The organism is Micromonospora sp. NPDC003776 (assembly GCF_053605645.1).
In genome coordinates, this window is sequence record NZ_JBSGJR010000242.1 from 1 (window position 1) to 9,527 (window position 9,527).

Below are 9,527 nucleotides of genomic sequence, written 5' to 3' on the forward strand. Positions count from 1 at the left end.
GTTGGGCAGGCCGACCGCCGCGCGGACCAGGTCGGCGAGGGGGGCGAGCCGACGCCGCTCGCCGAACGCGGCGCAGCGGACCGAGAGCACCCGGGCGCCGGTGTGCGCCGCGTACCGGCCGGCGCCCACGTCGTAGCCGGCGGCGAGGCGTTCCACCTCGGCGGCGAACCGGGACTTGCCGATCCCCGCCTCGGCGGTCATCAGCAGTACCCGGGGCTCGCCCCGGTCGATCACCTCGGCGAGCCGGCCGGCGACCCGCCCGATCTCGGTCTCCCGGCCCACGAAGGGTGCCTCGTCACCGAGGCCGGACCGGGTGCCCGGGGCGTCCAGGAGGCCGAGCAGCTCGTACGCCTCGACCGGCTCGCGCTTGCCCTTGAGCCGCAGCGGCCGCAGTGCCCGCCACGAGGCGACGTGCCGGGTCGCGGCGGAGGTCCGCCCGCCGGCGTAGACGGCGCCGACGGCGGCGGCGTCGGCGAGCCGGGCGGCGGTGTTCACCGTGTCGCCGATGACCGTGTACTCGATCGCGGCCTGGATGCCGGCGATCACGTCGCCGGTGTTCAGCCCGACCCGCAGGCCGAGCGGCGCGCCGCCGCCCCGCTCGTCGTCGAGGACCCGGCGGACGGCCCGCTGCATGGACAGCGCCGCCCGGACGGCCCGCTCGGCGTCGTCCTCGTGCGCCACCGGCGCCCCGAAGACCGCCATGATCCCGTCGCCGGTCAGCTTGTCGACGTGCCCGCCGAAGGTCTTGACCGCGCCGGCGAGGGCGGCCAGCACCCGGTCGGTGACCGCGCCGACCCGTTCCGGGTCGAGGTCCTCCGACCAGGAGGTGAAGTCGGAGAGGTCGCCGAAGAGCACGGTGACCACCCGCCGCTCGGCGGTGGGCAGGGCGGCGGCGGCCGGCAGCGCGGCCCCGCAGTTGTGGCAGAACTTCGCCCCCGGGACGGCGAGCGTGCCGCAGACCGGGCAGGTCACGGCTGCTCCACCCCGAGGTATTCGAGCTGGGCGCGGACCGACCACTCGGCCGCCCACCAGAGCGACCGGTCGACGTCGGCGTAGACCGTCGCGACCACCTCGGGCGCGGTGGTGGCGCCGGCGGCGACCGCAGCCCGCACCTGGTCGAGCCGGGCCCGCCGGTGGGCCAGGTAGAACTCGGCGGCCACGCCGCAGTCGGCCAGCGCCGGGCCGTGCCCCGGCAGCGCCGGGATCCCCCGGTACGCCGACAGCAGCTCCAGGCTCGACAGGTAGTCCCCGAGGTGCCCGTCGGGGTGGGCAACCACCGTGGTGCCGCGGCCCAGGATGGTGTCACCGGTGAGCACCACCCGCTCATCGCCGTGCCGGACCAGGAAGCAGACCGAGTCGGCGGTGTGCCCGGGGGTGCTCAGCAGGCGGATCTCCAGGCCGGCGTCCAGCGCGAAGTCCGGCGTCAGCGCCCCGCCGCCGATGGTGTGCGCCGGGTCGACGGCGAGCACCGGCGCCCCGTCGAGCAGCTCGCTCAGCCGCGGCGCGCCCTCGGTGTGATCGTGGTGGCCGTGCGTGATCAGTACGAACCCGACCGGCCCGTGCGCCGCGATCGCGGCCAGGTGCGCCTCGTCCGCCGGACCCGGGTCGACGACGACCGCGTGCTCCGCGCCGGGGGCGCGCAGCACCCAGGTGTTGGTGCCGTCGAGCGTCATCGGCCCCGGGTTCGGCGCGCGCAGCAGCGTCACCCAGCCCGGCAGCTCGTCCGCGAGGGCACCCGCCGCCCCGGTCACATGCCCGCCCATGGCAGCGATCGTACGACCCCGCCCGCCACTCCCCGCGATCTTGCAGTTGCGGTCCCTGGTTTGTCCCTGTTCGGGGCGTTCTGCCGGGGCGAAAACCGCAAGATCGCGAGGGCGGCGGAGCGCTCAGGCGACCTCGACGATGACCTCGACCTCGACCGGCGCGTCGAGCGGCAGCTCGGCCACGCCGACGGCGCTGCGGGCGTGCCGGCCGGCCTCGCCGAAGACGGCGCCGAACAGGTCGGAGGCCCCGTTGATCACGCCCGGCTGGCCGGTGAAGCCCGGCGCGCTGGCCACGAAGCCGGTCAGCTTCACCACCTTGACCACGTTCTCCAGCCCGACCAGCGCGTCGATCGCGGCGAGGGCGTTCAGCGCGGACCGCTGGGCCAGGTCCTTCGCCTGGTCGGCCGAGACGCCGTTGCCGACCTTGCCGGTGGCGAGCAGTTTGCCCTCCGCCATCGGGAGCTGGCCGGAGACGTAGACGTGCTGGCCGGACTGGACGGCCGGCACGTAGCTGGCCACCGGCGGCACCACCTCGGGCAGGGTCAGGCCCAGCTCGGCGAGCTTCGCGTGCGGTCCGTTGCTCATGCCGGTCACGCCTTCGGACGCTTGAGGTAGGCGACGAGCTGCTCCGGGTTCGGGCCGGGAACCACGGAGACCAGTTCCCAGCCGTCCTCGCCCCAGTTGTCGAGGATCTGCTTGGTCGCGTGGACCAGCAGCGGGACCGTGGCGTATTCCCACTTCTGCATTGGGTGAAGGCTCCCTTGCCTGGCATGGACTTCGGTCAGGCACAGCCTACGATCCGGCGGAACTACCGGGACGCGGGACGCTGCTCCGGGGTGCCGGGCGGTTCGCCGCAGGGCCCCTCGTGGTCGTACCGCTGCGGGCAGCGGGTGCGGTCGGGCAGCAGCAGATCGCAGAAGACCCGGTGCCGGTTGTTCTGGTCGTCCGCGGTCGAGACCGTGGTCTCGCCGGGGTCCAGCTCGTTGAGGAAGCCCAGCGAGGTGGCGACGGTGCCGGCCAGCGCGGTGGCCGCGGCCAGGTCGGGGACGCGGACCGGCAGGTGGATGACGTAGCCCGGCCCCTCCTCGTCCCGGCCGCGCTCGGCGGGGCGGACCAGCGTACGCAGCACCTCGACCGGGGAGCGGTACGTCCGCTCGTTGACCGACGGCCCCGTGCCGGGCCCCTCGACCTCACCGGGGCGGCCGGCCCGCTCACCGGGCGGGAACTGGGCTCTTGGGGTGTTCTCCGCGTCGCGCATGCGCTGCCTCCGGCGTCGTACCTGGTCAAAGTCACCACCATCCGGCTCGGACCCGCTGCCCGGTCCGGCCCCCGCCTCGCGACGAACGTAGGACCTGCCGGGAGTCCCGGCAACGGGACGCGCAGCCTCGATCACGTTCAGTCACATATGCGACACATCCTTCGTCGGCAACGCGACGGCCCGTGCACGTCTCCCGCCGGGCGGCACGGGGGACCGCTCCGACACGCGGGGCTGGCAAGTCGCCCATCGACCGCTACCCTTCCGGTCTGGACGGGCGACCTCGCTCGCCCGCGTGCTGGATCACGCGTCGGCCGCCGGGGGCGGCGACGGCGCCGTACCCCGGGGGAAGACATGACCCAACCGCCCATCGGCGGCGCCGCCGCGCCCGGTGGTCCGTCGCCCGAGCAGCCGCCCGTCGGGGCCACGCCGCCCGGGGCGTTCCCGCCACCGCCTTCCGGGGCCTATCCGCCGCCGCCTTCGGGCGCCTTCCCGCCGCCTTCCGGGGCCTATCCGCCCCCTTCGGGAAACTTCCCGCCCCCGGCTTCCGGGGCCTATCCGCCGCCTCCGCCCGGCGCCGGCTTCCCGCCGCCGGGGCCCGGTCCCGCCGGTCCGCCGCCCGGTCACCCGGGGTACCAGGAGCCGCCGGCCCCGAAGAAGCGGCGCGGTCTGCTGATCGCCTCGATCGTGCTGGCGGCGGCGGTGCTGCTCTGCGGCGGCGGTGGCACGGCCGCGTTCCTCACCCTGCGCAACGCGGAGGAGGGCCAGGGCGCGAAGGAGCCGACGGTCGCCGTGGACGGCTTCCTCACCGCCGTGTACAAGGACCGCGACGCCCGGAAGGCGGCCACCTTCGTCTGCTCCGCCTCCCGCGACGACAAGAAGATCGCCGCGAAGGTCGCCGAGGTCAAGAAGTACGCCACGCAGTACCAGAACCCGCGGTTCCGCTGGACCAGCCCGAAGGTGGACAACCGGACCGGGGACCGGGCGACCGTGACCACCCGGGTCACCATGACCACCTCCGACGAGAAGGTCGCCGACCAGGACCTGCGCTTCACGGTCGTGCAGAAGACGGGTTGGTGGGTCTGCGAGGTCGCCTGACCCCGTCGCCTGGATAGGCTCGACGGGTGGCAGCAGCTGAGCAACCGGGCGACCCGGCCGGCACCGCGTGGCCGGCCCGCCTGCACGTGGTGACCGGGAAGGGCGGCACGGGCAAGACCAGCGTGGCCGCGGCGCTGGCCGTCGGGCTGGCCGCCGGCGGCCGGCGCACCCTGCTGGTCGAGGTGGAGGGGCGGCAGGGCATCGCCCAGCTCTTCGGCACCGATCCGCTGCCCTACGAGGAGCGGCACCTGACCGACGCCCCGGGCGGCGGCGAGGTGCGCGCCCTCGCGGTGGACGCCGAGGAGGCCCTCCTCGAGTACCTGGACATGTTCTACCGGCTCGGCGCGGCCGGCCGGGCGCTGCGCAAGTTCGGCGCGATCGACTTCGCCACCACCATCGCCCCGGGACTGCGGGACGTGCTGCTCACCGGCAAGGTCAAGGAGGCGACCACCCGCACCAGCGGCCAGCGCCGGATGTACGACGCGGTGGTGCTGGACGCCCCGCCGACGGGGCGGATCGGCCGGTTCCTCAACGTGACGGCGGAGACCGCCCGGCTGGCCAAGGTGGGCCCGATCAAGACCCAGAGCGAGGGGGTCTCCGCGCTGCTCCGTTCGCCGATGACGGCGGTACACGTGGTGACCCTGCTCGAGGAGATGCCGGTCCAGGAGACGGTCGACGCGATCGCGGAGCTGAACCAGCTCGGCTTCCCGGTCGGCCGGGTGATCGTCAACGGGGCCCGGCCCCCGGTCCCGGCCGGCCGCGCGGTGACCGCGGCCGAGCTGAAGCGCGGGCTCTCCGCCGCCGGGCTGCCGACCGACGGCCGGACCGTCGCCGGCCTGGTGGCCGAGGCCCGGGACCAGCAGGTACGCCGGGAGTTGGAGGACTCGCTCCGGGCCGACCTGGTGGAGCTGGGCCTGCCCCTGACCGAGCTGCCGCTGCTGCCCGACGGGGTGGACCGGGCGGGGCTGGAGACCCTGGCCAGGGCCCTCGTTCGGGCCGATTGACTCACACCTGCGGCCGGCACGGCGCAGAGACCCCCTCCAGACCGATACGCTCGATTGGTGCCTTCCGAAGACGCGGCGCCTCCGCTGGACGTGGACCAGATCCTCGCCGACCCCGGCGTGCGGATCGTGGTCTGCTGCGGGGCCGGCGGCGTGGGCAAGACGACCACCGCGGCCGCGTTGGCGCTGCGGGCGGCCGAGCGGCACGGCCGGCGGACGGTGGTGCTCACCATCGACCCGGCCCGCCGGCTGGCCCAGTCGCTCGGCCTGACCGAGCTGGACAACACCCCACGCCAGGTGAAGGGGATCGACGTCGAGGCGAGCGGCGGTGAGCTGCACGCCATGATGCTCGACATGAAGCGCACCTTCGACGACGTGGTGCTCCAGCACACCGATCCGGCGAAGGCGGCGGAGATCTTCGCCAACCCCTTCTACCAGGCCATGAGCTCGACCTTCGCCGGCACGCAGGAATACATGGCGATGGAGAAGCTCGGCCAGCTGCACGCGCGGGGCGAGTGGGACCTGATCGTGGTGGACACCCCGCCGTCCCGTTCCGCGCTGGACTTCCTCGACGCCCCGGCCCGGCTCTCCCGCTTCCTCGACGGCCGGATGCTGCGACTGCTGCTCGCACCGGCCCGCAGTGGCGGGCGGAGCATGTTCAGCCTCGTCACGGCGAGCTTCGGGATGTTCTCGAAGGTGGTGCAGAAGGTGATCGGCGCGCAGCTGCTCACCGACCTCTCCGGTTTCGTCGCCGCGCTGGACTCGATGTTCGGCGGCTTCCGGCAGCGGGCCGAGCAGACGTACCGCATCCTGCAGGCCCGGGAGACGGCGTTCCTGCTGGTCGCGGCGCCGGAGCCGGACGCGGTCCGGGAGGCGGCCTATTTCGCCGGCCGGCTGCGCGAGGAGCGGATGCCGCTGGCCGGCCTGGTGCTCAACCGGGTGCACGAGCCGGCGGTCCCGCAGCTGAGCGCCGCCGACAGCCTGGCCGCCGCCGAGCGGCTGGCCGGCGAGGGCGGCCACGAGGGCACCGTCGAGGTGCTGCGGGCCCACGCCGCGCTGGCCCAGCAGGCGGTACGCGAGCAGCGGGTGGCGGCCCGGTTCACCGCGGCGTTCCCGGCGGTGCCGGCGGTGTCGGTGACGGCGCAGCCCGCCGACGTGCACGACGTCGACGGGCTGCGGACGATCGGCGAGGCGATCAGCCGGCGGTGAGCCGGGCGACCGACGCGTCGGTCAGTTGGCGGTGGTCACCAGGACCTTGTCCTTGCCGGCCTTCTCCTTGGCGTTCTTCTTCATGGCGGCCTCGAACATCTTGCGCCAGCTGGTCACCTGCGGGTGACGGCGCAGCAACGCCCGGCGTTCGCGTTCGGTCATGCCACCCCACACACCGAACTCGATCCGGTTGTCGAGCGCGTCGGCCAGGCACTCGTACCGAACTGGGCAGCTCCGGCAGATCCTCTTCGCCACGTTCTGTTCGGCGCCCTGTACGAACAACGCGTCCGGGTCCCCGTTCTGACACGCCGCCAGTGACGGCCAGTCAGTGATCATGCCCATCTGTACACGTCCCCCCTTGCAGTACCTACCGACTTCGCGCGACCAGCCGTCGAATCAACCCCCCGGTCACCCGCCCGGCCTCCCCAGAGCGGCACGGATGACATGTGGCTACGTCGCCGCCACCATCATGCTGTGTAGTCGGCCGATTACGCAACGTTGTCGGCTAAATCCATCATTCCGGACACTCCCGGCTTCCCGGGCTTTCGCCCGCCGTCTACCCGGCCGGAGTAGGTGAAAACGCTGCGGCGCTCCCCCGTTCGGAGGAGACTTTCGGCAGGTTCACGCAACCACGCACCAGGGCTCGTGCGTTTAGCACAACGAGGCCGGCGCGCACGGGAAATGGGGAAAGTTCCCCGCGCGCCCCTCGTTCCCTACTCGCGTACCCTGTCGAGGTGACCTGGATGCGGAAACGTGACCACAATGTGCTGACCAACGCCGCATCGCTGCTTGTCTGTGGCCTGTTGGCCGGCGTGGTGGTCGCGGCGGCGGCCTTCCCCGCGGTGGCGATGTCCGGACTCGCGGCGAAGGCGGGGGCGGAGACCTTCGGCTCGCTGCCCAAGGAGCTGACGGTGGCCCGCGCGCCGCAGATCAGCTATCTGCTCGCCGCCGACGGCAAGACACCGCTCGCCACGATGTACGACGAGAACCGGCGCGACGTCAAGCTCAAGGACATCTCGCCGCTCATGCAGAAGGCCATCATCGCGGCCGAGGACCACGACTTCTACAAGCACAACGGCGTGGACCTCAACGGCGTCGCCCGGGCGTTCGTCAACAACCAGTCCGGGACGAATTCCCGCCAGGGCGCCTCGACGCTCACCATGCAGTACGTCCGGCTGGCCATCTCCTACTCGGCCACCCACCCGGCCGACGTGGTCGCGGCGACGGAGGACACCAGCGCCCGCAAGCTGCGCGAGATGCGCTACGCGCTCCAGATCGACAAGGAGCTCTCCAAGGACGAGATCCTGGAGCGCTACCTGAACATCGCCGCCTTCGGCAACGGCGCGTACGGCATCTACGCCGCCAGCCAGGTCTACTTCGGCAAGGCGCCGAGCAAGCTCGACATCCAGGAGTCGGCGATGCTGGCCGGCATGGTGAAGGCGCCGACCGCGTTCGACCCCACCACCAAGGCCGGCTACCCCGAGGCGGTCGGCCGCCGTGACTACGTCATCCAGAACATGGTGCAGATCGGCGCGATCACCCAGGAGCAGGCCGACCAGGCCAAGAAGATCAAGCTGGTGGTGAAGGACAAGCGCACCCCCAACGGCTGCGTCGCCACCAACACCCAGAGCTGGGGCTTCTTCTGCGACTACTTCTACCGCTGGTGGCTGCAGCAGGAGACGTTCGGCTCGACCTCGTACGACCGGGAGCGCCGGCTGAAGAGCGGCGGCTACACCATCACCACCTCCCTCGACGTGCAGGCGCAGAAGGCCGCCGACAAGGCGGTCCGCAACCACCTGAGCCCGAGCGCCACGGCGGCCCGGATGGTGGCGGTGATCGAGCCGGGCACCGGCCGGGTCCGGGCGATCGCGGTCAACCGCAACTTCAAGATCGATGATCCGAAGCACCCGCAGAACAAGCTCTCCAGCGACCCGAAGAAGGCCAGGAAGGGCATCCGGGGCAACCGCCCGAACACGGTCAACCCGCTGATCACCGGCGGGCCCGGCATCACCGGCTACCAGGCCGGCTCGACCTTCAAGATCTTCACCCTGGTGGCGGCCTTGGAGAAGGGCTACCCGCTCAGCTACACCATCAACGCGCCGGAGCAGTTCAAGTCGGAGTACATCATCGACTCCAGCAACCCGGCCGCCTGCAAGGGCACCCACTTCTACTGCCCGGTCAACGCCAACAAGGCGATGGCGGGCGTACACAACATGTGGAGCGCCTTCGGCTTCTCGGTCAACACGTTCTTCGTCGCGCTCCAGCAGCGGGTCGGCGCCGAGAACGTGGTGAAGGCGGCACAGAAGCTGGGCATCACCTTCCGGGCGCCGAGCGACGCGCAGTTCGCCGAGAACAAGGACGCCGCGCACCAGTGGGGCGCGTTCACCCTCGGTGTCTCGCAGACCACGCCGCTGGAACTGGCCAACGCGTACGCCACGCTGGCGGCCGACGGGAAATACTGCGAGCCGATCCCGGTCCAGGAGATCCGCGGCCCCGACGGCGACAAGCTCGACATCGCCAACCCGCACTGCGAGCAGCGGATCAGCACCCAGGTGGCCCGGGCCGCCGTGGACGCCGCCCGCTGCCCGGTGGGTGACAACTCCTCGACCAGCCAGTGCAAGAGCCGCACCGCGGGCAACGTGAAGGGGATCGTCAACGCCCCGGTGGCCGGCAAGTCCGGCACCACCGACTCGGACAAGACGTCGGCCCTGGTCGCCATGACCAAGCAGTACGCGGTGGCCGGCATCGAGGCCGACCCGGACTGGCCGCAGACCACCCAGCGGATGAAGCACAACGAGGTGCCCTGGGGCATCAACCCGGCGGTCTACGAGACGCTCCGCGACGCCATGAAGGGCAAGGAGCGGATCAACTTCACCCCGCCGAGCGGGAAGATCCTCGAAGGTGACCAGCGCTCCATCCCCGACGTGAAGTGCCAGTCGATCGACAACGCCAAGTCGCGGCTGCGCGGGGCCGGCTTCGAGCCGGTGGTCGCGACCAGCCCGACCCCGTCGGACTGCCCGGCGGGCACCGCCGCCGGCACCAGCCCGGACGGGCGCACCATCAAGGGCGGCGTGGTGACCATCGAGGTCAGCGCCGGCGGTGGCGGCCAGCCGAGCGGCGGCGCCGCCCCACCCCCGCCGGCTGGCAACGGCAACGGTCCCGGACGACCACCACGCCGCTGACCCCCGATCCGACAACGGG

General features: G+C 72.4%; 9 protein-coding genes and 1 pseudogene. 4 read left to right on the top strand and 6 right to left on the bottom strand.

The genetic code is table 11. From position 1 onward, the window contains the following. From ACWEVO_RS19825 to ACWEVO_RS19845, 5 genes are all read right to left on the bottom strand, one after another. The coding region (locus ACWEVO_RS19825; RefSeq protein WP_452308999.1) for an adenylate/guanylate cyclase domain-containing protein at window positions 1–972 on the bottom strand (972 nt) is incomplete at its 3' end. After that, the gene (locus ACWEVO_RS19830; RefSeq protein WP_452309000.1) at window positions 969–1,763 is read right to left on the bottom strand and encodes an MBL fold metallo-hydrolase; all 795 of its coding nucleotides are present in this window, start codon (window positions 1,761–1,763) and stop codon (window positions 969–971) included. The genes ACWEVO_RS19830 and ACWEVO_RS19825, both read right to left, overlap by 4 nt. A 123-nt stretch (window positions 1,764–1,886) precedes the next feature. Next, entirely contained in the window at window positions 1,887–2,348 is a 462-nt protein-coding gene (locus tag ACWEVO_RS19835; protein WP_452309001.1) for a RidA family protein, read from the bottom strand. 5 nt (window positions 2,349–2,353) lie between these two features. Continuing rightward, complete coding sequence (locus tag ACWEVO_RS19840; protein WP_013736319.1) at window positions 2,354–2,509, bottom strand: DUF4177 domain-containing protein; 156 nt, start codon at window positions 2,507–2,509, stop codon at window positions 2,354–2,356. A 62-nt stretch (window positions 2,510–2,571) separates the two neighbouring features. After that, entirely contained in the window at window positions 2,572–3,021 is a 450-nt protein-coding gene (locus ACWEVO_RS19845; protein WP_452309002.1) for a hypothetical protein, read from the bottom strand. Window positions 3,022–3,534: 513 nt separating this feature from the next. Between ACWEVO_RS19845 and ACWEVO_RS19850 the strand changes: the two are divergent. From ACWEVO_RS19850 to ACWEVO_RS19860, 3 genes and pseudogenes are all read left to right on the top strand, one after another. After that, a pseudogene (locus tag ACWEVO_RS19850) lies at window positions 3,535–4,116 on the top strand (Rv0361 family membrane protein); the annotation flags it as partial. Between the two features lie 26 nt (window positions 4,117–4,142). Beyond that, window positions 4,143–5,120 (top strand): ArsA-related P-loop ATPase, encoded by a 978-nt coding sequence (locus ACWEVO_RS19855; RefSeq protein ID WP_452309003.1) that lies wholly within the window; start codon window positions 4,143–4,145, stop codon window positions 5,118–5,120. Window positions 5,121–5,174: 54 nt separating this feature from the next. Continuing rightward, window positions 5,175–6,326, top strand: a complete 1,152-nt coding sequence (locus ACWEVO_RS19860; protein ID WP_452309004.1) for an ArsA family ATPase — start codon at window positions 5,175–5,177, stop codon at window positions 6,324–6,326. Between the two features lie 21 nt (window positions 6,327–6,347). Here the strand turns inward: ACWEVO_RS19860 and ACWEVO_RS19865 are convergent, their stop codons facing one another. Next, complete coding sequence (locus tag ACWEVO_RS19865; RefSeq protein WP_046564004.1) at window positions 6,348–6,668, bottom strand: WhiB family transcriptional regulator; 321 nt, start codon at window positions 6,666–6,668, stop codon at window positions 6,348–6,350. A 401-nt stretch (window positions 6,669–7,069) separates the two neighbouring features. On the opposite strand from ACWEVO_RS19865, the gene ACWEVO_RS19870 reads away from it, so the two are divergent. Continuing rightward, window positions 7,070–9,508: a penicillin-binding protein gene (locus ACWEVO_RS19870; RefSeq protein ID WP_452309005.1), complete on the top strand. Its 2,439-nt coding sequence runs from the start codon at window positions 7,070–7,072 to the stop codon at window positions 9,506–9,508. Window positions 9,509–9,527 lie beyond the last annotated feature (19 nt).

Bases quoted from the DNA above. Each gene is read 5' to 3' on its own strand.
- ACWEVO_RS19830 (WP_452309000.1), bottom strand. From the start codon at position 1,763: ATGGGCGGGCATGTGACCGGGGCGGCGGGTGCCCTCGCGGACGAGCTG.
- ACWEVO_RS19835 (WP_452309001.1), bottom strand. From the start codon at position 2,348: ATGAGCAACGGACCGCACGCGAAGCTCGCCGAGCTGGGCCTGACCCTG.
- ACWEVO_RS19840 (WP_013736319.1), bottom strand. From the start codon at position 2,509: ATGCAGAAGTGGGAATACGCCACGGTCCCGCTGCTGGTCCACGCGACC.
- ACWEVO_RS19845 (WP_452309002.1), bottom strand. From the start codon at position 3,021: ATGCGCGACGCGGAGAACACCCCAAGAGCCCAGTTCCCGCCCGGTGAG.
- ACWEVO_RS19865 (WP_046564004.1), bottom strand. From the start codon at position 6,668: ATGGGCATGATCACTGACTGGCCGTCACTGGCGGCGTGTCAGAACGGG.
- ACWEVO_RS19870 (WP_452309005.1), top strand. From the start codon at position 7,070: ATGCGGAAACGTGACCACAATGTGCTGACCAACGCCGCATCGCTGCTT.